This is a genomic window from Cellulosimicrobium cellulans (assembly GCF_001722485.1).
Taxonomy (GTDB): Bacteria; Actinomycetota; Actinomycetes; order Actinomycetales; family Cellulomonadaceae; genus Cellulosimicrobium; species Cellulosimicrobium cellulans_A.
Window position 1 is genome coordinate 1 of the sequence record NZ_LWGL01000042.1, and the last position, 21680, is coordinate 21680.

The 21680-nt window shown below is 74.3% G+C and carries 18 protein-coding genes and 1 pseudogene; 13 read left to right on the forward strand and 6 right to left on the reverse strand.

All coding sequences use genetic code 11. From position 1 onward, the window contains the following. From JZ5iCDA_RS20060 to JZ5iCDA_RS07105, 4 genes are all read left to right on the forward strand, one after another. On the forward strand, positions 1-1215 hold a 1215-nt coding region (locus tag JZ5iCDA_RS20060; RefSeq protein ID WP_069386532.1), incomplete at its 5' end, for a hypothetical protein. 52 nt (positions 1216-1267) lie between these two features. Then, positions 1268-1645 (forward strand): hypothetical protein, encoded by a 378-nt coding sequence (locus tag JZ5iCDA_RS07095; protein WP_083259754.1) that lies wholly within the window; start codon positions 1268-1270, stop codon positions 1643-1645. Positions 1646-1726: 81 nt separating this feature from the next. Beyond that, complete coding sequence (locus JZ5iCDA_RS07100) at positions 1727-2107, forward strand: hypothetical protein (protein WP_069386533.1); 381 nt, start codon at positions 1727-1729, stop codon at positions 2105-2107. A 38-nt stretch (positions 2108-2145) separates the two neighbouring features. After that, on the forward strand, positions 2146-2568 hold the full coding sequence (locus JZ5iCDA_RS07105; RefSeq protein ID WP_083259755.1) for a hypothetical protein: 423 nt from the start codon (positions 2146-2148) through the stop codon (positions 2566-2568). Positions 2569-2650: 82 nt separating this feature from the next. Here the strand turns inward: JZ5iCDA_RS07105 and JZ5iCDA_RS07110 are convergent, their stop codons facing one another. Together JZ5iCDA_RS07110 and JZ5iCDA_RS07115 are read right to left on the reverse strand one after the other, a co-directional pair. Beyond that, positions 2651-4507: a glycoside hydrolase family 13 protein gene (locus JZ5iCDA_RS07110; RefSeq protein WP_083259756.1), complete on the reverse strand. Its 1857-nt coding sequence runs from the start codon at positions 4505-4507 to the stop codon at positions 2651-2653. A 137-nt stretch (positions 4508-4644) separates the two neighbouring features. Then, positions 4645-5700, reverse strand: a complete 1056-nt coding sequence (locus JZ5iCDA_RS07115) for a LacI family DNA-binding transcriptional regulator (protein WP_253181996.1) — start codon at positions 5698-5700, stop codon at positions 4645-4647. A 242-nt stretch (positions 5701-5942) separates the two neighbouring features. Here JZ5iCDA_RS07115 and JZ5iCDA_RS07120 point away from each other — a divergent pair, with 242 nt between their 5' ends. The 4 genes from JZ5iCDA_RS07120 to JZ5iCDA_RS07135 all read left to right on the forward strand — a co-directional run bounded on the left by JZ5iCDA_RS07120 (position 5943) and on the right by JZ5iCDA_RS07135 (position 11748). Beyond that, positions 5943-7172 (forward strand): sugar ABC transporter substrate-binding protein, encoded by a 1230-nt coding sequence (locus tag JZ5iCDA_RS07120; RefSeq protein WP_069386535.1) that lies wholly within the window; start codon positions 5943-5945, stop codon positions 7170-7172. Between the two features lie 140 nt (positions 7173-7312). Further along, entirely contained in the window at positions 7313-8950 is a 1638-nt protein-coding gene (locus tag JZ5iCDA_RS07125; protein ID WP_069386536.1) for an ABC transporter permease subunit, read from the forward strand. Between the two features lies 1 nt (position 8951). Next, positions 8952-9869 (forward strand): sugar ABC transporter permease, encoded by a 918-nt coding sequence (locus JZ5iCDA_RS07130; RefSeq protein WP_069386537.1) that lies wholly within the window; start codon positions 8952-8954, stop codon positions 9867-9869. Positions 9870-9873: 4 nt separating this feature from the next. Then, positions 9874-11748, forward strand: a complete 1875-nt coding sequence (locus JZ5iCDA_RS07135) for a glycoside hydrolase family 13 protein (RefSeq protein WP_069386538.1) — start codon at positions 9874-9876, stop codon at positions 11746-11748. Positions 11749-11770: 22 nt separating this feature from the next. On the opposite strand, the gene JZ5iCDA_RS07140 is transcribed toward JZ5iCDA_RS07135, so the two are convergent. Next, complete coding sequence (locus JZ5iCDA_RS07140) at positions 11771-12202, reverse strand: hypothetical protein (protein ID WP_069386539.1); 432 nt, start codon at positions 12200-12202, stop codon at positions 11771-11773. A gap of 138 nt (positions 12203-12340) precedes the next feature. Between JZ5iCDA_RS07140 and JZ5iCDA_RS07145 the strand changes: the two genes are divergently transcribed. Beyond that, the gene (locus tag JZ5iCDA_RS07145; protein ID WP_069386548.1) at positions 12341-13633 is read left to right on the forward strand and encodes a deoxyguanosinetriphosphate triphosphohydrolase; all 1293 of its coding nucleotides are present in this window, start codon (positions 12341-12343) and stop codon (positions 13631-13633) included. Between the two features lie 4 nt (positions 13634-13637). Here the strand turns inward: JZ5iCDA_RS07145 and JZ5iCDA_RS07150 are convergent, their stop codons facing one another. Then, positions 13638-14096, reverse strand: a complete 459-nt coding sequence (locus tag JZ5iCDA_RS07150; protein ID WP_069386540.1) for a VOC family protein — start codon at positions 14094-14096, stop codon at positions 13638-13640. 120 nt (positions 14097-14216) lie between these two features. On the opposite strand from JZ5iCDA_RS07150, the gene JZ5iCDA_RS07155 reads away from it, so the two are divergent. The 4 genes and pseudogenes from JZ5iCDA_RS07155 (at position 14217) to JZ5iCDA_RS07170 (ending at position 18409) form a co-directional block, all read left to right on the forward strand. Continuing rightward, on the forward strand, positions 14217-15137 hold the full coding sequence (locus JZ5iCDA_RS07155) for an AraC family transcriptional regulator (protein WP_069386541.1): 921 nt from the start codon (positions 14217-14219) through the stop codon (positions 15135-15137). A 9-nt stretch (positions 15138-15146) separates the two neighbouring features. Continuing rightward, positions 15147-16556: pseudogene (gene dnaG, locus JZ5iCDA_RS07160) on the forward strand (DNA primase); the annotation flags it as partial. Positions 16557-16719: 163 nt separating this feature from the next. Then, complete coding sequence (locus tag JZ5iCDA_RS07165; protein ID WP_069386542.1) at positions 16720-17976, forward strand: DNA polymerase IV; 1257 nt, start codon at positions 16720-16722, stop codon at positions 17974-17976. Positions 17977-18013: 37 nt separating this feature from the next. Then, entirely contained in the window at positions 18014-18409 is a 396-nt protein-coding gene (locus tag JZ5iCDA_RS07170; RefSeq protein WP_069386549.1) for a DUF3040 domain-containing protein, read from the forward strand. Here JZ5iCDA_RS07170 and JZ5iCDA_RS07175 read toward each other — a convergent pair. Then, positions 18357-20579, reverse strand: a complete 2223-nt coding sequence (locus JZ5iCDA_RS07175) for a transglutaminaseTgpA domain-containing protein (protein ID WP_069386543.1) — start codon at positions 20577-20579, stop codon at positions 18357-18359. The genes JZ5iCDA_RS07170 and JZ5iCDA_RS07175 overlap by 53 nt on opposite strands. Before the next feature lie 68 nt (positions 20580-20647). After that, on the reverse strand, positions 20648-21680 hold a 1033-nt coding region (locus tag JZ5iCDA_RS07180; RefSeq protein ID WP_069386544.1), incomplete at its 5' end, for a DUF58 domain-containing protein.

Consider the following 21680-nt stretch of genomic DNA (forward strand, 5'->3'; position numbering starts at 1 on the left):
CCGCCGGGCCCGCTGCTCCTCACCGACTGGGGGCCGACCAACACGGGCTGGTTCCGCAGCGGTCAGGAGCACAAGAACACGTCGATCGACCGGCTGGTCCGCGAGCTGCCGGACGTCGACTGGCTGCGCGACCGCGGCGAGGACCTGTGGGACGCGGGCGGCGACGTGCTCGACGGCGTCGGGGACTGGTGGGACGCGACGTCGGACGACTGGCTCAACGTCGGCGACGCGGCCGGGCAGTTCTGGGACGCGACGGGCGGCGCGCTCCTCGACGGCGAGTGGCCGCGCACGACGGAGGTCGTGGCGTCGCAGATCCGCACGGTCGGCGCGTTCGGCGGCGCGCTGTGGACGACCGTCACCGGCGACGAGGCGAATCTCTTCGACGACGGCGACGCGGTGGCCGGCCAGCCCCGTACCGTACCGGGCGCAGGAACCACCGCTGACGGCGACGGGGAGCTGCGGGTGCCCGACAGCCTCGACGACCTCACGGCGAGCGTCACGGACGCGTACAACGCCGGCGACGGCGTCGTGCGTGTCACGACGGTGGAGACGCCGGAGGGCCCGCGCGTCGTCGTGAGCATCCCAGGGACGCAGCCGTGGAACCCGAGCGCCGGGTCGAACCCCATGGACCTCACGGGCAACCTCGTCACGGCGGGCGGCGGGACGTCGACCATGACGGAGGCCGTCGAGCTCGCCATGCGCAATGCGGACATCCCCGACGGCGCCCAGGTGATGCTCGTCGGGCACTCGCAGGGCGGCATGACCGTCGCGGACCTCACGTCCGACCCCGACTTCGTCTCGCGGTACAACGTGACGAACGCGATGACGTTCGGCTCGCCGATCGACAGCGAGCACCTCGACCCGCGCGTCTCGGTGCTCGAGATGCAGCACACGACGGATGTCGTCCCGCGACTCGACATGGAGGACAGCCTCTACGTGCCGAACCCTGCGAGTCCGGCGCTCCCAATCCTTCCCGGGCTCCCGAGCTTCTCGGATCAGGCCGGTCCGCAGCACACCACGGTGACGCTGCCGAACCCGGGGCCGTGGTACGACGCGGTGACGAACCACTCGCACGAGCAGTACAGCGCGTCGATCAGCCGGAGTGCTGACCCGGGCCTCGCCGCGTACGAGGAGCAGCTGCGGCGGGACGGGTTCCTCGGCGGCACTGCTCAGAACACGAGCGCGGTGGACATCACCGTGGGACGAGAGGACTGACGACGTGGCACGGATGCGGTGGGATGTCGGCGGGGCCCGGGTCGGTGCAGCAGTGCTCGTCGTCGCAGCGACGCTCGTAGGGTGCGGGACCGGTGCCGGTGCGGAGCGCGACTGCGAGCAGATGTGGGAGTCGCTGTCCGAGTCCGTGGACGGCGTGACGGCGGCCGACTTCGAGTGCCGCCGCAGCTTCGGCGACTCGGGGCAGAAGGGCAAGGTCACAGTCGCCGCGACGACGCAGGACGAGGCGGTGGCGATGATGGAGGCCACGCTTCGGGCGTACGCGGCGTCACCGGACGTCGACGACGCGTCGGTCCTCAATCTCGTCGTCGCCACCGAGGACGACAGCGTCACCGTCGGCCCCGGACTGCTCGGGTTCAACGGCGCGCCCGCGATGTACGAGGTCCGCGAGCACTACGGCATCCAGCCGTGACCCCCGCATCGGCGTCTCCTGGAGCGAGCGACACCGGGGTGACGAGGGGAGCGGCCGCCGCCCGGCGGTTCGCTGGCCGCGGTGGCGTTCGCAGCGGCAGCGATGCTCGCGGGGTGCGGGATCGGTGCCGGTGCGGAGCGTGACTGCGAGGAGATGTGGGAGTCGCTGTCGGCGTCCGTGGACGGTGTGATCGCGGTCGACTTCGAGTGCCGCCGCAGCTTCGGCGACTCGGGTGAGTCGGGCACGGTCACGGTCACCGCCAGCACGCAGGAGCAGGCGGTGGCGGTCATGGAGGACGCCCTGCGCGCCTTCGCGACGTCCGCCGAAGTCGACGACGCGTCGGGGCCTGTGCTCGTCTTCGTCAGCGAGGACGGCGAGATCAGGGTCGGACCCGGACTCCTCGGGTTCAACGGTACGCCCGCGATGTCCGAGGTCCGTGAGCACTACGGCATCCAGCCGTGACACCCGCATCTGCCTTTTCAGGGACGAGGGACGCCGGGGTGACGAGGGAGGCGGCGGCCGGCGGGTGGTCGCTGGCCGCAGTTGCGCTCGCAGCAGCGGCGACGCTCGCAGGGTGCGGGACCGGTGGCGGTGCGGAGAGCGCCTGCGAGGAGACGATGGAGGCGATCACGCTGTCGGTCGACGGGGTGAGTGCGGCCCAGTTCGAGTGCCGCCGGAGCTTCGGGAACTCGTGGGAGAAGGGCAGCGTCACGGTCACGGCGACGACGGAAGCTGAGACCGTGGCCGTCATGGAGGACGTCCTGCGCACCTATGCGGCGTCGGCGGAGATCGATGACGCGTCAGGTCCCGTTCTCTCCTTCGAGTCGCAGGACGGGAGCATCGCGGTGGGGCCCACGACGGTGGGGTTCAACGGCACGCCGGCGATGTCCGAGGTCCGTGAGCACTACGGCATCCAGCCGTGACGCGCGGCCGGCCATTGACCGGCTGCGCGACGGACGGCCGGGCACCCCCGCGGGTGCCCGGCCGTCGTCGTGAGAGCCGGCGTCAGAGCGCGCGGAGCCAGACCGTCGTGTCGGACGGGACGCGCACCTGCGGGTCGGCCGAGCGGTCGGTGACGACCGGGCCGGACTCGGCCAGCACCTCGACGCCGTGCGGGAGCACGACCGGCTCGGTGCCGAGGTTCGCGAGCACGACGACGTCGCGGTTGCGGAACGCGACGACGTCGGGCGAGTCGGCGAAGGCGTCGACCCACGCGAGCGTGCCGCTGCCGAGCCGCTCGGCCCGGCGCGTGGCGAGCGCCGCCCGGTACGTCTCGTACGTCGACCCCGCGACGCCCCGCTGGGCGTCCGCCGCGTAGCGGGCGTACGACTCCGGCTGCGGCAGCCACGTCTTCCCGGACGGGCCGAAGCCGTAGCCCGGGGCGTCGGCGTGCCAGGGGAGCGGCACGCGGCAGCCGTCGCGGCCGGCCTCGGCGCCCTGGGTGCGGAAGAACGCCGGGTCCTCGCGGACGTCGTCGGGCAGCGCGGTGTGCTCGGGCAGCCCGAGCTCCTCGCCCTGGTACAGGTACGACGACCCGGGCAGGCCGAGCATGAGGAGCGACGCGGCACGCGCGCGGCGCAGGCCGAGCTCCTCGTCGGGCTGCGGCTCGTGCGCGAAGATCCCGTTGGGCCGCAGGCTCGGGTTCTCGAGCCCCAGGCGCGAGGCGTGGCGCACGACGTCGTGGTTGGACAGGACCCACGTCGTGGGTGCCCCGACCTCGTCGTTCGCGCGCAGCGACGCGGCGATCACGGTGCGCAGCGGCGCGGCCGACCACGCGGTCGTGAGGAACGAGAAGTTGAACGCCTGGTGCATCTCGTCCGGGCGGACGTACCGGGCGAGGCGCGACAGCGGCTCGACCCAGGCCTCGGCGACGAGGGCGCGGTCGCCGTCGTACTGCGCGAGGACCTGGTGCCAGTCGCGGTAGATCTCGTGCACGCCGTCCTGGTCGAACATCGGCCCGGAGTTGCCGGCGCCCGTCGAACCGTCCTCGGGCGCACCGGGGTCGACGACGTCCTCGGCGTCCTCGGCGCTGTCGGTGGTCTCCGTGCCCTCGACCATGGAGACCGTGCCGTCCCAGTCGGGCAGGCCCGGGGCCTTGACCATGCCGTGCGCGACGTCGATGCGGAAGCCGTCCACGCCCTTGTCGAGCCAGAAGCGCAGGACGTCCTCGAACTCGGACCGCACCTCGGGGTTCTCCCAGTCGAGGTCGGGCTGCGAGGAGTCGAACAGGTGCAGGTACCACTGGCCGGGCACCTCGTCGGCCGCGCCGGTCACGGGGCGGGCGCCGGCACCGGCCGTCACGCGCGTCCACGCCGGCCCGCCGAAGATCGACTGCCAGTTGTTCGGCGGCAGCTCGCCGTTCTCGCCCCTGCCCTCGCGGAAGATGTAGCGGGCGCGCTCGGGCGAGCCCTCCGGGGCGGCCAGCGCGGCCTGGAACCACGCGTGCTGGTCGGAGGTGTGGTTGGGCACGAGGTCGACGACCACGCGGATGCCGCGGGCGTGCGCCTTGGCGAGCAGCTCGTCGAGGTCGGCGAGCGTGCCGAACAGCGGGTCGACGTCGCGGTAGTCGGCGACGTCGTAGCCGGCGTCCTTCTGGGGGGAGCGGTAGAACGGGCTGAGCCACACGGCGTCGACCCCGAGCTCGGCGAGGTGGTCGAGCTTCGACGTGATGCCCGGCAGGTCGCCGATCCCGTCGCCGTCGCCGTCGGCGAACGAGCGCGGGTAGACCTGGTAGATCACCGCGTCGCGCCACCACTCGGGCGCCTCGCCCGGTCCGGCGTGCACGAGCTCGCCGGGGGCGAGGAGCGCGCCGGCGTCCGCGGGGGCCGTGGTCGCGAGCAGGGTCGAATCGGTACGAGACATCGGGTCTGGAGTCCTCACGTGATTCTTCGGGGATGGTGCGGTCAGGAGCGCCGGCTCCACGACCGGTGCCGGCGCGGGTGGGGGACGCGGGGCCCACGTCCAGGATGCCGCGCGCGGGCGCGCGGCGGCGGAGCGGGTCAGGCGGTGGCCGGTCCGGCCTCGGCGTCGACCGTGCGTGCGGGGGCCGCCCCGGTCGAGTCCCGGACGATCAGCTCGGTCTGGAAGAGCAGCTCCGTGCGCGGTGCGCGGCCACCCTGGATCTCGGTGAGCAGCGCGCTGATCGCCGCGTGCGCCATGGCGGCCACGGGCTGGCGCACGGTCGTCAGCGGCGGGTCGGTGAAGCCGATGAGCGGCGAGTCGTCGTAGCCGACCACCGACACGTCGTCCGGCACGCGGAGCCCGCGGGCGCGCGCGGCACGGATCGCCCCGAGGGCCATGAGGTCGGAGCCGCACACGATCGCGGTGTGGCCGGTGTCGATGAGCTCGCCGCCCGCCGCCTGGCCGCCCTCGACCGTGTAGAGCGTGGTCACGAGGTGCTCGCGCGCGGCGTCGGCGTCCTCGGCCAGCCCGTGGCGCACGAGCGCCTCGAGGAAGCCCGCGACCTTGCGCTGCGCCGGGACGAACCGCTGGGGGCCGATCGCCAGGCCGATGCGCCGGTGCCCGAGCGAGACGAGGTGGCGCACCGAGAGCTCGACGCTCGCCACGTCGTCCGGCGAGACGAACGGCGCGTCGATGCCCGCCGCGTACCCGTTGACGAGCACGATCGGGATGCCGCGGCTGCGCAGCCGCTCGTAGCGCTCGTGGCCCGCCTGGGTGTCGGCGTGGAGACCGGACACGAAGACGATGCCGTCGACCGCGTGGTCCATGAGCATCTCGACGTAGTCGTCCTCCGTCGTGCCGCCCGGTGACTGCGTGCACAGCAACGGCGTGTACCCGTGCTCGGAGAGCTGCGACTCGATGGTCTGGGCGAACGCCGGGAAGACGGGGTTGGTGAGCTCCGGCACGACGAGCCCGATGAGCCCGGCCGACCGGGTGCGCAGCGTCGAGGGGCGCTCGTAGCCCAGCACGTCGAGCGCGGCGAGGACGGCCTGCCGTGTCTCGCTCGCGACACCCGGCTTCCCGTTGAGGACGCGCGAGACCGTCGCCGTGGAGACGCCGGCCTGCGCGGCGAGATCGCTGAGACGGGTGCGCACGTGGGGAAGCGTAGGGGACACCGGACCTCCTCGTCCTGGTCTTCCGGGCGGTGGGCGGCGTGCCTGTGCTGCGCGCGCCGGCGTCGTCCGGGGAGGCGGTGGGCGCGTCAGGGACGCCCTGGAACGTGTTGCATGAAAGTTACCGCAACGGCTTGCGAAAACGCTAGCCGCCCCTCTACGGTCGTCGCACCAGGGCCCGGCACCGGCGCGGGCCGCCATTTCACACGCTTGGAGTGCCCCTGATGCGACGGAGCATCCTTCTAGCCGCCGCGCTGACCACGACGCTCGCCCTCGCGGCCTGCTCGTCCGGCGAGAGCGGCGAGGAGACCACCACGGAGCCGCAGGAGAGCGGGTCGGCCAGCGGCTCGCTGACCGTGTGGGTCGACGAGACCCGCCAGGACGCCGTCACCGCGGCCGCGGCATCGTTCGAGGAGGAGACCGGGACGTCCGTCGAGGTCGTCCTGAAGAACTTCGAGGACATCCGCGCGGACTTCCTCGCCCAGGTCCCCACGGGCGAGGGCCCCGACATCACCGTCGGAGCGCACGACTGGCTCGGCGAGCTGACGACGAACGGCGTCGTCGCGCCGCTCGAGCTCGGCGACAAGGCCGGCGACTTCGAGACCGTGTCGATCGAGGCGTTCACGCAGGACGGCCAGGTCTACGGCCTGCCGTACGCGATCGAGAACATCGCCCTCATCCGCAACACGGCGCTCGCGGCCGAGGCGCCCGCCACGTGGGACGACGCGGTCGCGGCCGGCCAGGCCGCCGGCACGCAGTTCCCGATCCTCGTCCAGTCGGACGGCGACAAGGGCGACCCGTACACGCACTACCCGCTCCAGACGTCGTTCGGCGCGCCCGTCTTCACCCAGAACGAGGACGGCAGCTACTCGTCCGAGCTCGCGATGGGCGGCCCGGAGGGCCAGGCCTACGCGCAGTGGCTCGGCGCCCAGGGCGCCGCGGGCGTCCTCAGCCAGGACACCACGTACGACATCGCCGTCGAGGCGTTCAAGAACGGCCAGTCGCCGTTCATCGTCGGTGGCCCGTGGATGATCGAGTCCTTCGAGGGCCTGGACCTGTCGATCGATCCGATCCCGTCGGCCGGCGGCCAGCCCGCGCAGCCGTTCGTGGGCGTGCAGGGCTTCTACCTGAGCGCCGAGAGCGAGAACGCGATCGTCGCGAACGACTTCCTCGTCAACTTCCTGTCGAGCGAGGACGCGCAGCTCGCGCTGTACGAGGCGGGCAACCGCCTGCCCGCGCTGACGGCGGCCGCCGACGCCGCCGCGGCGGAGGACCCGATCGTGGCCGGCTTCCGCGCGGTCGGTGCCGAGGCGCTGCCGATGCCGTCCATCCCGGAGATGGCGTCCGTGTGGAGCTTCTGGGGCGTGACCGAGGCCGCGATCGTCAGCGGGGCCGACCCGGTGGCGACGTGGGACAAGATGATCGCCGACATCCAGGGCGCGATCGACTCCTGACCGGCAGCGGCGTCGTCGGGCGCGCGGAGGACCCCGCGCCCGACGACGCCTCGCGGTCGCCGCCCCGCCGACGCGGGGCGGTGCACGACCCTGTGACGCGGCGCCGCCGCCGCGTCGGACGACCACGGAGGCCACCGACGATGTCCGCCCCTCAGACCACGGCCGACGCCACGGGCGTCGGCGTCCCCGGCGCCGAGGACCCGCGCCCCGGGCGCGAGCGCCCGCGGGACGCGTCCCACGCCCGCGACTACGGCCCCGGCTTCGTCGCGAAGCTCGTGCTCATGGCCGTCGTCGACGCGTTCGGCGTCTACGTCGTGTGGTCCGCCTGGCAGGCGGACTCGTACGGCGTCCTCGCGGCGACGCTCGCTCTCCTCGTCGCGGCGAACTGGGCGTACTTCTCGCGGCGCGCGCTGCCGATGAAGTACATCCTGCCGGGACTGGTCTTCCTCCTCGTCTACCAGATCTTCGTCGTCGCCTACACCGGGTACGTCGCGTTCACCAACTACGGCACCGGGCACAACACGACCAAGGAGCAGGCCGTCTCCGCGCTCCTCGTGCAGAACGAGCGGCGCGTCGAGGGCTCGCCGTCGTCGCCGCTGACGGTCGTGGCGGACGGCGACGCGCTCGGGTTCGCCGTCGTCACGGAGGACGGCGACGTCGAGGTGGGCACCGCCGACAGCCCGCTCACGGTCGCCGACGGTGCGACCGTCGACGGCGACCGCGTCACCGAGGTCCCCGGGTACACGGTGCTGCCGCGCGACCAGGTGCTCCAGCGCCAGGGCGAGGTCAACGAGCTGCGCGTCCCGGTCTCGGACGACCCGGAGGACGGGTCGATCCGCACGACCGACGCACGGACGGGCTACGTGTACACGTCGGTGCTCGAGTACGACGAGGCCGCGGACACCATGACGGACACGACGACCGGGACCGTCTACACGCCGAACGACCAGGGGCAGTTCGAGGCCGAGGACGGCTCGACGCTCGCGGTCGGCTGGCGCGTGCCGGTCGGGTTCGACAACTTCGCGACGGCGTTCGGCGACAGCCGCTACGCGGAGCCGTTCCTCAAGATCCTGCTGTGGACGTTCGTGTTCGCGGTCGGCTCGGTCGCGACGACGTTCCTGCTCGGCCTGTTCCTCGCGATCACCTTCAACGACCAGCGCATGCGCGGCCGCCGGTTCTACCGCACGCTCATGATCCTGCCGTACGCGATCCCGGGCTTCCTCGCCGCGCTCCTGTGGTCCGGCCTGCTCAACACGCGGTTCGGGTTCGTCAACTCCGTGCTGCTCGGCGGCGCCGAGATCCCGTGGCTCACCGACCCGTGGCTCGCCAAGCTGGCGGTGCTGGGCGTGAACCTGTGGCTGGGCTTCCCCTACATGTTCCTCATCTGCACGGGTGCGCTGCAGTCGCTGCCGGCGGACGTCATGGAGGCGGCGAAGATCGACGGCGCCGGGCGCTGGCGCACGTGGCGGTCGGTCACGCTGCCGCTGCTCCTCGTCGCGACGGCGCCGCTGCTCATCTCGTCGTTCGCCTTCAACTTCAACAACTTCACGCTCATCTACATGCTCACCGGCGGCGGGCCGCGCTTCGCCGACGCCTCGGTGCCGCTCGGGCACACCGACATCCTCATCTCGATGGTCTACTCGATCTCCGGCGTGGACGGCTCGGCGCCGAAGGACTTCGGTCTCGCCAGCGCGCTGTCGATCGTCGTGTTCCTCATCGTCGGGACCATCTCGGCCCTCGCGTTCCGCGCCACCCGCAAGTTCGAGGAGATCAGCTGACATGGCGACCACCGCAGCCCCTCCCGCCGTGGCCGACCGGCCCGCCGCCGGCATCCCGGACCGGCGGCGCCGCCGCCCCGGCCGCTGGTTCTCCGAGCTCGGCTGGCGCCACCTCGTCGGCGTCGTCGCGGTCGTCTACGCCGCGTTCCCGCTCGTGTACGTGCTCTCGGCGTCGCTCTCGGAGGGCGGCACGCTCACGGGGTCGAACCAGCTGTTCTCCGACGTCAGCACGGCGAACTACGCCCAGCTCGGCACGACGATGTTCTGGACGTGGGTGCTCAACACGCTCGTCATCGCCGTCGCGACGTCCGTCGGGACCGTGCTCATGGGTGCGGCCGCCGCGTACGCGTTCTCGCGCTTCCGGTTCGCCGGGCGCCGCGCGGGGCTCACCTCGCTGCTCGTGCTGCAGATGTTCCCGCAGATGCTCGCGTTCGTGGCGATATTCCTGCTCCTGCTCGGCCTGGGGGACGTCGTCCCGGCGCTCGGGCTCAACAGCAAGCTCGCGCTCATCGCCGTGTACCTCGGCGGCGCGCTCGGCGTGAACACGTTCCTCATGTACGGGTTCTTCAACACCGTGCCGCGCGAGCTCGACGAGGCGGCCAAGCTCGACGGCGCCACCCACGCGCAGATCTACTGGACGATCATCCTGCGCCTCGTGGCCCCGATCCTCGCGGTCGTCGCGCTGCTGTCGTTCATCAGCACGTTCGGGGAGTTCATCATCGCGCGCATCGTGCTGTCCTCGGAGAGCAGCTGGACGATCGCCGTCGGCCTGTACGGCTGGGTGTCGTCGCTGCGCGAGGCGAACTGGGGCCTGTTCACGGCTGGCGCGGTCATCTCGGCGCTGCCCGTGCTCGCCCTGTTCCTGTACCTGCAGAAGTACATCGTCGGCGGGCTCACCGCCGGCGCCGTCAAGGGCTGAGCCGGTGCCCCGCCACCGCGCACCCGGTCGCCCCGACGCCGCCGCGCCCGCCGCCCCGGCGCACCACGACGGCTCAGCGCTGTACGTCCCCGAGGGCACGCCGTCCCTCGGGGACACCGTCCCGGTCCGTGTGCGCGTGCCGCGCGGGACGGGCGTGCGGGACGTGTGGCTGCGCACCGTGCGCGACGGCGAGCCCCGCATGGCGCCCGCGCGCCTCGACCGGTCGGACGAGCACGAGGACTGGTACGTCGCGGACGTGCTCGTGCACAACCCGGTGACGCGCTACCGGTTCTTCCTCGACGTGCCCGGCCCGGACGGGCGCAGCGGCTACCGCTGGCTCAACGGGCGCGGCACCTGGGACCGCGACGTGCCCGACGCCGCGGACTTCCGGCTCACCGTGCACGACCCGGCGCCCGCGTGGCTGTCCGACGGCGTCGTGTACCAGGTGTTCCCGGACCGGTTCGCGCGCTCCGCGGCGGCGGGCGCCCGGCCGCTGCCGTCGTGGGCGGTCCCGGCGGCGTGGGACGACGAGCCGCACGGCTCGGGCCCCGACGTCGGCGTGCAGTACTACGGCGGTGACCTCGCGGGGATCGAGGAGCGGCTGGACCACCTCGTCGCCCTCGGCGTCTCCACGCTGTACACGACACCCGTGTTCCCCGGCCGGTCGAACCACCGGTACGACGCCGCGACGTTCGACCGCGTCGACCCGCTCCTCGGCGGGGACGAGGCGTACGCGTCCCTGATCCGTGCCGCGCACGCACGCGGCCTGCGCGTCATGGGCGACCTCACGACGAACCACACCGGGTCCGGTCACGAGTGGTTCGCCCGGGCGCGGGCGGACGAGCACGCGCCGGAGCACGACTTCTACTACTGGACCGACGACGAGCCCGGCTACGTCGGCTGGCTCGAGCACGCGTCGCTGCCCAAGCTGTCGTACGGCTCGCGCGAGCTCGCCGCGCGCATGATCGCCGGGCCGGACTCCGTCGTCGGACGCTACCTGCGCGAGCCGTTCGGCCTCGACGGCTGGCGCATCGACGTCGCGAACATGACGGGCCGGTACGGCGCCGAGGACCGCACGCACGAGATCGCGCGCACGCTACGCGCGACGATGCGTGCGATCGACCCCGACGCCGGTCTCGTCGCCGAGCACTTCCACGACGCCTCGGACGACCTCGCCGGCGACGGCTGGCACGCCAACATGAACTACTCGGCGTTCACGCGGCCCGTGTGGACGTGGTTGTCGCCCGAGGACTCGGCCGTGCCGTACCTCGGGCTGCCGGTGCGCACGCCGCGACGCGGAGGGCGCTCCGTCGTCGAGACGATGCGCGAGTTCGACGCCGCCGTCCCGTGGCGCGTCACCGCGGCGCAGTGGAACATGCTCGGCTCGCACGACACCCCGCGCCTGCGCTCGATCGTCGGGTCGCTCGACCTCGTCGAGGTCGCCGTGACCCTCCTCATGACCTACCCGGGCACGCCCGTCGTCTTCGCCGGCGACGAGGTCGGGCTCACCGGGATCAACGGCGAGCACGCGCGCGCCACGATGCCGTGGGACTTCCCGGACCGCTGGGACGCCGCGACGTTCGACGTGTACCGGTCGCTCGTCGGCGTCCGCCGGGACGCCCCGGCGCTGCGCCGCGGCGGCATGCGCTGGGTCCACGTCGACGACGACGCGCTCGTCTACCTGCGCGAGACGCCGGACGAGCGCGTGCTCGTCGCCGTCGCCCGGGCCCCGTGGCCGGGCGTCCGGCTCCACCCCGCGGTCGTGGGCGGCGCCCTCGAGGCCGAGCGCCTGCACGGCGGCCTCGACCTGTCCGTGCACGACGGCGCGTGGGCGCTCGGGGGAGACGGCCCCGCCGTCGGGGTGTGGCGCCTGGCGTGACCCGCGGCCGGGGCACGAGGTGTCACAGGAAGAGGTGCGCCACCCGGGCGACCGCCGCGTCGTACTCGGCGCGGTCGAACACCAAGGTCCCGAGGGACGAGTAGTCCCAGTCCGGCCGGTACGGCTGCGTCGGGTCCTCCCAGCGGACCGTCCGCTCGTCGGCGCGGACCGCCACCTCGAACGGCCAGCAGCCCGCCTCGTGGCAGTCGCACGAGAGCACCCACGCCCGCCCGCCCGACGGCCAGCGTCCGCGCCCGTACCACTGCCGCTCGGCCGGCCCGAACCGGAAGAGCGCCGGGACGAGACCTCCGTACCCACCCGCCGGCGAGTACCCCTTGGCCGACTCCACGGCACCGACGAGCGCGACGAGGGACCGCCCGTCGACGTACGGCACGACCTCGACGACGCCGTCGACGGTGACGACCCGCAGCTCCAGCGCGTGCGTGGCGCTCATGCCGTGAGGGTACGCGCGCCGACGCTCCCGTACCCGTCGGCGGTCCACAGCCCTGCGCGGCAGGACCGACGCCGCCTCCCGCCTCGCTACGCTGACCCCGTGCAGACCTTCGAGCAGGGCGCGTTCGACCCGTCCGTGGTGGGGACCGTCCCGCGGCCGGCCCCGGGCGAGGAGGGGACGGCGTCGTACACCGACGCCGACACCGAGCGGTGGTACGTCGAGCCCCCCAAGTCCCGCGCGCGCAGCCCGTTCGAGCGCGACCGCGCACGCATCGTCCACTCGTCCGCGCTCCGGCGGCTCGGCGCCAAGACCCAGGTGCTCGGGCCCGGCAGCGACGACTTCGTGCGCACGCGCCTCACGCACACGCTCGAGGTCGCCCAGGTGGGCCGGGAGATCGGCAAGGCGCTCGGGTGCGACCCCGACATCGTCGACACCGCGTGCCTCGCGCACGACCTCGGGCACCCGCCGTTCGGCCACAACGGCGAGCGGGCGCTCGCGGACCTCGCCGTGGACATCGGCGGCTTCGAGGGCAACGCGCAGACGCTGCGCCTGCTGACCCGGCTCGAGCCGAAGGTCGTGACCGACGACGGCCGCGCCGTCGGGCTCAACCTCACGCGCGCGAGCCTCGACGCGAGCGTCAAGTACCCGTGGGGCGCGGGGGAGGGGCCGACCCGCGCGGACGGTCGCGCGACGCACAAGTTCGGCGTCTACGAGGACGACCGCCCGGCGTTCGACTGGCTCCGCGCCGGCGCGCCGAGCCAGGTCAAGTGCCTCGAGGCGCAGGTCATGGACCTCGCCGACGACGTCTCCTACTCGGTGCACGACGTGGAGGACGCCGTCGTGGGCGGCCGCATCGAGCTGGCCGTGCTCGACGACGCGGACGAGCGCGACCGCGTCGTGCGCGCCGTGCACGCCTGGTACGGCACGGCGCAGGACGAGGCCGCGCTCGACGCCGCGATCGACCGCCTGCAGAAGACGGGCCACCTCCTCACCGGCTTCGACGGGTCGCGCCGCGCCCTGTCGGCGCTCAAGGACGCGACGAGCCAGCTCATCGGCCGGTTCACGGGCGCCGCCCAGGACGCCACGCGCGCCGTCTACGGCGACGGCCCGCTCACGCGGTACGCCGCCCGTCTCGTCGTGCCCGACGAGACGGTCGCGGAGATCCTCGTGCTCAAGGGCATCGCCGTCGCGTACGTCATGGCGCCGCGCGAGCAGGAGCCGCTGTACCAGCGCCAGCGCGAGCTGATCGCCGACCTCGTGCACGTCCTCGCCGACCGCGCGCCGATCGCGCTCGAGCCGTCGTTCGCGGCGGACTGGGAGGCCGCGGCCGACGACGCCGCGCGTCTGCGCGTGGTCGTCGACCAGGTCGCGTCGCTCACCGACGTGTCGGCGATGCAGCTGCACGCGCGCCTGGTGCGGCCTCGCGCCTGACGCCTCAGGCGTCGGCGCGCTCGGCCGTCCAGGCGTCGCTCGCGCGCTGCACGTCCTCGGGCGTCACCGACGCGGCGACCGTGACGAAGTACCAGCGGTGGCCGAACGGGTCGCGGACCGCGGCCTGCCGGAAGCCCTCGAACCAGTCCGCGGGGTCCGCGAGCGACGTCGCTCCTGCCTCCACCGCTCGGGACCACGCGGCGTCGGTGTCCTCGACCGGGACGCTGAACGACGCGTGCGTCGGGGCGCCCGGCTCCGGCGCGACCGAGTCTGGCGGGAACGCCTCCGCGACGGTGAACGTCGACGTCCCCGCGGCGGATCGCAGGCGCAGGTCGGAGTGGATCACGGCGTCCCCGGCGGTGATCGTGTCGATCACCTCGGCGCCGAGCGCGGCCTCGTAGAACGCGATCGCCTCGCGCGCCCCGCTCACCGTGACGTTGGGGTGCAGCGCCGACATCTCCATGGTGTCCTCCTCCGTGCTGCGGCGCGCCCGCCCGTCCGGCGGCGCACCGCTCCCGGGACCGCCCCGGGTGGCACCATGCTCGTGTCGGCGCCCGGTGCCAGTCTTGGAGGAATGCGACAGGTGTTCGATCCGGAGGACGGGCGCGGTGGTCGGGGCGGCGAAGACCGGGCCACGACCTCCCTGCGCGGTCTCGTCGACCCCGCCGCCGCGCGGCGCGGGTTCGCGCTCGAGCGCCTCGACCCGGCGCCCGACCTCGCCGACCTCGTCGAGCGGCACTGGGTCGTGCGCTGGGACCTGCCGCCCGAGGAACGCTTCACGCAGGTCGTCGTGCCGCACCCCGTCGCGAACGTCGTCGCCGAGGCGTCGGGCTACGCGGCCCACGGGATCCCGCCGGGCCTGTTCGAGCGCACGCTCACGGGCGCCGGCGTCGTCGTCGGCACGAAGCTCCGGCCGGGCGCGTTCCGGGTCCTGCTCGGCTCGGCGGACGCGGTGCAGCCGGGCGTCCGGGTCCCCGCGTCGTCGTTCCTCGGGCCGGCCGCGGACGACGTCGGACGACGCGCCCTGGCGCTCGCGGGCGGTGGCGACGAGCGCGCGGCGGTCGCGGTCGTCGAGCAGCTGCTGCGGGCGCGCGCCGACGTCGTCCGCACTCCGCGGGCCGTCCGCGACCTCGAGCGCGTGCGCGCCACGTTCGCCGCCCTCGTGGCGGGCGAGCTCGCCCCGGGCGCCGGGGTGGGCGACCTCGCCGCGGTGACCGGTTCGACGCCGCGGTCCCTGCAGCGGCTGTTCGCCGCGACCGTCGGCGTGAGCCCCAAGTGGGTGCTGCAGCGCCACCGCGTCCACCTCGCCGCGGACCTGCTCGCCGCCAACCCCGACCAGGACCTCGCGGCGCTCGCCACGGCGGTCGGGTACTACGACCAGGCGCACCTCGGCACCGACTTCCTCCGCGCGACCCGGACGACGCCCGGGGCCTACGCCCGTCGCTGCGCCGCCTCGCGTGAGGCGTTGCGCAGCACGCTCATCGGAGGGGTCGCGGACGCTTAGACTCGCCTCGTGGCAGGCCTGATCCGACGTGAGGACGTGGACGCCGTCCGCGACCGCGCACGGATCGACGAGATCGTCTCCGCGCACGTGACCCTCAAGCCGGCGGGCGTCGGGTCGATGAAGGGCCTGTGCCCGTTCCACGACGAGCGCACGCCGTCGTTCCACGTGCGGCCCGGGGTCGGGCGCTGGCACTGCTTCGGCTGCGGCGAGGGCGGCGACGTCATCTCGTTCGTGCAGAAGGTCGACGGTCTGACGTTCACGGAGGCCGTCGAGTACCTCGCGGACCGCGTCGGCATCCAGCTGCGCTACGAGGAGTCCGGCCGTGGGGGCGGCGCGCCACGGCCGCGCGAGGAGCCCGGCCGGCGCCAGCGGCTGCTCGAGGCGCACCGCGTGGCCGCGCAGTACTACGCCGAGCAGCTCATGGGCCCAGGTGCGGCCGCGGCGCGCGCGTTCCTCGCGGAGCGCAGCTTCGACCGGTCCGACGCCGAGCGCTTCGGCGTCGGGTACGCGCCCACGGGGTGGGACAACCTCCAGCGGCACCTGCAGGGCCGCGGCTTCACGCAGGCCGAGCTCGTCGCGTCGGGCCTCATGAGCCAGGGGCAGCGCGGGATCTACGACCGGTTCCGTGGCCGGCTCATGTGGCCGATCCGCGACGTCACGGGGGAGATCGTCGGGTTCGGCGCCCGGCGGCTCTACGAGGAGGACCAGGGGCCCAAGTACCTCAACACCCCCGAGACGTCGCTCTACAAGAAGTCCCACGTGCTGTACGGCATCGACCAGGCGAAGCGCGAGATCGCCAAGCAGAAGCGGGTCGTGGTCGTCGAGGGCTACACCGACGTCATGGCGGCGCACCTGTCCGGCGTGACGACCGCCGTCGCGACGTGCGGCACCGCGTTCGGCACCGACCACGCGCGCATCGTCCGGCGCCTCCTCGGCGACACCACCGCGGGCGGCGGCATGCAGCTCGCGTCGGGGGCCACGGTCGGCGGCGAGGTGATCTTCACGTTCGACGGCGATGCCGCCGGGCAGAAGGCGGCGGTGCGCGCGTTCGGCGAGGACCAGCGCTTCTACGCGCAGACGTTCGTCGCCGTCGAGCCGAGCGGCATGGACCCGTGCGAGCTGCGCATGGCACGCGGCCCGGACGCGGTGCGCGCGCTCGTCGACGGGCGCCAGCCCCTGTTCGAGTTCGTCGTCCGCACGACGCTGGACTCGTTCGACCTCGACACCGCGGAGGGGCGCGTCGGCGCGCTGCGCGCCGCGGCGGCGGTCGTCGCCCTGCGCGGGCGCACGGAGCGTCGGGGCCGCGCCCGCCCGGTCTGGGACCAGCTCGCCGACGCCGAGCCGTCCCTCGCGGCCTGGTCGGTGTACTTCGCGAGCGGCGCGCGCGTGCGCGCGGCGGTCGACGCCGGCCGGTCGGACGTCGACCCGCGCCGTGCCGACGAGCTCATGGCGTGCGCGGAGGACTTCCGGGACGAGGTCGCGATGCTCGTCGACCCGGACGCGGGGTTCGTCCGCGTGCCGGGCCCGCGGACGGTCGCCTCGTGACCGGCGCGGCGTCGCCGGCTCCCGCCCGGTCCCGGCCATGAGCCGCGGGCCGCGGGCCCTCGTCCGTCGCGACTGGGGCGGCGACGAGGAGGGCTGCTCGATCCTCCACGTCGACATGGACGCGTTCTTCGCGTCGGTCGAGCTGGCGCGTCGTCCGGAGCTGCGGGGACGGCCGGTCGTCGTGGGCGGTGCGGACCGCGGCGTCGTGCTCGCCGCCACGTACGAGGCGCGCGCCTTCGGCGTGCACTCCGCGATGCCGATGGCGGTCGCCCGGCGGGCGTGCCCCCAGGCGATCGTCGTGCCGCCCGACCACCGGCGCTACCACGAGGTGTCGCGGTCCGTCATGGCGGTCCTCGGCGAGATCACGGCTCTCGTCGAGCAGGTGAGCGTCGACGAGGCGTTCCTCGACGTGAGCGGTGCGCGGCGCCGGCTCGGCCCGCCCACCACCATCGGCGCCGCCCTGCGCCGGCGCGTCCAGGCCGAGCACGGCATCACGTGCTCGGTGGGGATCGCGACGACCAAGTTCGTCGCGAAGCTCGCCTCGACGCACGCCAAGCCCGACGGCATGCTGCTCGTCCCGGCCGCCTCGACCGTGGCGTTCCTGCGGACGCTCCCCGTCGGCGCGCTGTGGGGCGTGGGTGAGCGCACGGAGGCGGTCCTCGCGCGGTGGGGCATCCGGACGGTGGCCGAGCTGGCGGACACCGACGTGGCCGTCGTCCAGGCGGCGGTCGGCAAGGTCGCCGGCGCGCACCTGCACGACCTGGCCTGGGGGCGCGACCCCCGGCCCGTCCAGCCCGAGCGGTCGGAGCGCTCGATCGGCGCGGAGACGACGTTCGAGCACGACCTGCGCGACCTCGACGCCGTGCAGGCGCGCGTCCTCGAGCTCGCCGACCGGTGCGCCGCACGGCTGCGGCAGCAGGGGGTCCTCACCCGGACGGTGAGCGTCAAGGTGCGCACGAGCGACTTCCGCACCGTGACGCGGGCGCGCACGCTCGGCGCGCCGACGGACGTGGCCCGGGAGATCTACCTCGTGGCGCGGGAGCTCGTGGCCGGCGTGGACCTGCACGGCCTCGCGGTGCGGCTCGTCGGGGTCCGCGCGGAGGGCCTGGAGCCCCGGGCGGGCGCGGTCGTGCAGCCCACGCTCGACGAGGCCGTCGGCGAGCACGGCGAGGCGCGCCGTCGCGCCGAGCAGGCCGTCGACGCGGTGCGGGGGCGCTTCGGGGTGAGATCGATCGCGATGGGGCCGCGCCGGTCGCGCTCGACTACCACCCCCGCAGATGTCGAACTATCCTGAGGGAGACACTCGACCACCGCGAAGAAACGGGGTGCTCATGCCTCTGTCTGAGTACGAGCAGCGGGTATTGGAGCAGATGGAGCGAGCGCTCACCTCGGACGACCCGCGGCTGGCGAACACGTTCCAGGCACCGCGTCGGCGATCGGTGCTGCGCTACGTCCTGGCAGGCGTCGGCGTGGTCGGCGGCCTGCTGCTCCTCGTCCTCGGCGCCGCCACGTCCCAGACGTGGCTCGGCGTCGTGGGCTTCGTGCTCATGTTCGCGGGCGTGGTGCTGGTCTTCCAGTCCCCGCGCCCGTCGCGCAAGGGACCGGTCGGGACCGTCGGCGCCGACGGCCGCGTCCGGACGGCGCCGGCGAAGCAGGCGGCGCGCAAGCCGTTCCTCAGCCGACTGGAAGAGCGGTGGGATCGGCGTCGCGAGCAGGGCGGCCGCTGAGCGACCGCTCGACCCCCGCCGCCGCGGTGTCGACCAGCTCCCGGAACTCCGTGGTCGTCGTCAGTCCTGCGCGCGCGTAGCGCTCCGTCTCCAGCGCCGTGGCGAGCGCGACGAGCGCCTCGACCGTCTCGTCGGGAAGGTCCGCGCCGGAGCGTGCGCGTACGGTCGCCGCGACGAGCGCCGGGACCCCGCGCGGTGTCGTCGACGCCGGCCACGCGACCTCGAGCGCGGCGAGTCGGCGCGTCAGCTCGCGCCAGGCGTCCTCGGCGTCGCGGAGCGCGTGGACCCGCGTCCGACGGCGCAGCAGCAGCCAGGCCGTGACGCCGCCCAGCACGAGCAGGACCGTCAGGGACGCGACGAGCAGCCACGGGCTTCCTGAGCCCTCCGTCGTCCCCGTCGCCGGTCCGTCGACCTCGGCCGACGGCGCGGGCACGGCCGGGGCGGACGGGGTGGGCTCCGCGCCCGGGGTCAGGGCGTCGTCCGGGGCGAGGAAGCCCGGGGTGGCCGTGCTGCCCGTCGGCGTCGCCCAGCGGGGAGCGGGCCCGGTCTGCTGCGCGGGGGTGGGCTCGAACCGGACCCAGCCCTGCCCCGGGAAGTAGAGCTCGGGCCACGCGTGCGAGTCGCGCCCGGTCACCTGGTAGACGCCGTCGCCCCCGCGCTGGCCCGGCAGGAAGCCGACGCCGAGCCGTGCCGGGATGCCGAGCGTGCGCGCCATCATGGTCATCGACGTCGCGAACTGCACGCAGTAGCCCGTGCGGTGCTGCAGGAAGTCCCACACCGCGTCGCCCGAGTCCCCGGGCGGGACCTGCGTCGAGTAGGTGAACGTCGACGTGTCGCGGAAGAACGTCTGGAGCGCCAGCGCCTGGTCGTACCGCGACTGCGCGCCCTGGACCACCTCCGCGGCGAGGTCGCGGATCGCCTGCTCGTGCTCCGACGCGGGGACGTCCACGTAGTTGGGGTCGTCGGGGTCCTCGCCCTGCGCCGCGCGGAGCGCGTCGGCGTCGAGGGCCCGCGGGAAGACCGTCACCGCGTACGACGTCCCGGCGCCGGTCGCTCGGCTCCCCACCACCTCGTCGCGCACGGCGTCGTACCGCCAGTCGCCGTCGGCGTCGAGCGTGCGCGGCTCGGTGGGCAGGGGGAGCTTCGTGTCCCGCAGCGACTCGAGCGTGAGGTCCATGCGGGTGGGCTCGTCGAGCCCCGCGTCCTGCGGCCACAGCAGCTGCTCGGCGTCCTCGACGGGCTCGCCGTCGCGGTCGGTGCCGCGCCGCCAGTTCGTGCCGTCGAACCCGGTGAGCGTGAAGACGCGCAGCGGTCCGACGTCCGCGCCGTCGACGCGGTAGCGCAGGACGACCTCGTCGGAGCGCTCCGCGAGGTCGCGGCGCATGTCGAGGTCGTCCGAGAGCCGCACGGTGCTGCCCGTCGAGGAGAAGAGGCGCGACCACGACGAGGACGCCACCTCGGGCAGCGTCGCGCTCGCCGAGCCGACCCCGAGGGAGACCACCGCGACGGCCAGCGCCGCGGCGACCGCGGTCGCCGCGCGTGCCCCGCCCGCCGGTGCGCGCCGACCGGCGCCGTCGGCCGCGTGCGCTCGCCGCGTCGCCCGGTGGGGGTTGTCGACCGCGAGGAGCACCACGAGGGCCGTGACCGTGAGGACGAACGCCGCGGGCGGCACGTCGCCGACGAGCACCAGCCCGGGCACCCACAGGGCGAGGAGGGGAGCGCCGACGCCGGCCCCCATGCGCAGCCCGCCTGCCAGCAGGTCGGCGACGAGGAACACGACGACCGCGCCGCCGACGGCGAGCAGCTCGATGGGCAGGCTGGGGTCGATGGGCGCGACCTCGGCGAGCGTCAGCTCGCGCGCCGTCTGCACGCGTGTGCCGAGACGCTCCACGTTCGACAGCCCGATGAGCGCGGAGAAGCGGTCCGTCGGCCCGCCGTACAGGCCGAGCAGCGCCCACGCGCCGACCACGAGGCCCGCGGCCGACGGCAGGAGCGCGGCGGGCGGCGCGAGCGTCTCGCCGCGGCCCGTCGACGCGCGCTCGAGCGCGTACCGGGACAGCCCCGTGACGAGCGCGAGGACGACGAGGACCCGCACCGCGGTGCGGGTCCACTCGCCCGGCCCGATGACCGTGCCGAGCGCGAAGGTCGACGCGGCGACGGCGACGGTCACGCACGCCGTCGTCGCCAGGACGCGTGCGCCCAGGCCGGTGCGTCCCCGGGCGTGAGCAGGCGGCGCGGTCATCGTGCTCCCTCCACGAGCAGCGCCCACGCGCGCTCGAGCGGCGTGCCGGCCTCCACGAGGACGACGTGCCACCCGGTCGCGCGCAGCGCGGTCACGGTCTCCTGGGCCGCCGCGAGCTGCGAGGACGACGTGCGCGGACGGACGACGAGCGCCCAGTGCAGCATGTCGCCCGCGAGGGAGGCGACGGTGTGCCGGGCGACGGGGCCGAGCGGCCCGACGACCGCGACGGTGATCTCCCCGGGTCGGCGCGCGGGACGCAGCGCCTCGGCGGTCGCGGCCGCCGCGCGGTCGGTGTCGGACAGCCCGTGGTGCCCGCGCAGGTCGACCGTCGCGTCGAGGATGTCGGCGGGCCCCTCGCCCGCGCGGTTGGTCGTGAAGCCGGACGTGTCGACCACCGGCGCGAGGGACGTCGGGACGAGCCGCACCGGGTGCCCGGCGTGCAGGAGCGAGACGCCGACGGACGCGGCGCACTCGACGGCCCACTCGCCGTCCGCCAGCGCGGTCCCTCCGCGGGAGACGTCCGGGTGGGGGAGCAGCCCGCGGTCGAGGAGCACGGTGACCGGCGGCAGGCTCGCGCTCTCGTCGGCGCGGACCATGAGCTGCCCGTGGCGCGCGGCGCTCGCCCAGTGCACGCGGCGCGGGTCGTCGCCCGTGACGTAGTCGCGCAGGACCGAGTCGTCGCTCGAGGACAGGCGGGCGCCCGTCGTCGAGCGCTCCTGCTCCCCGAACGCGCGCGTGCCGCGCACGGGCAGGTGCACCGTCCGGGGCCACACGGCGACGGACGTCGGCTCGCCGAGCTCCTGCGTCGCGCTCACGAGCCCGAACGCGTCGACGCGCGTCGCGAGCAGGGGGCCGAGGGGCCAGCGGCCGCGGCGCAGCGGCCGCAGCGCGTAGCGCACGGCCACGTGGTCCTCGCGCGTCACGACCTGCGCGCGCAGCGACGCCTGGTCGCACAGCTCGTGCGCCGCCTGCTCGCTGATCCGCAGGCGGGCGAGCGTGCTCGCCCCGGCGGACGTGCGGCGCGCGGGC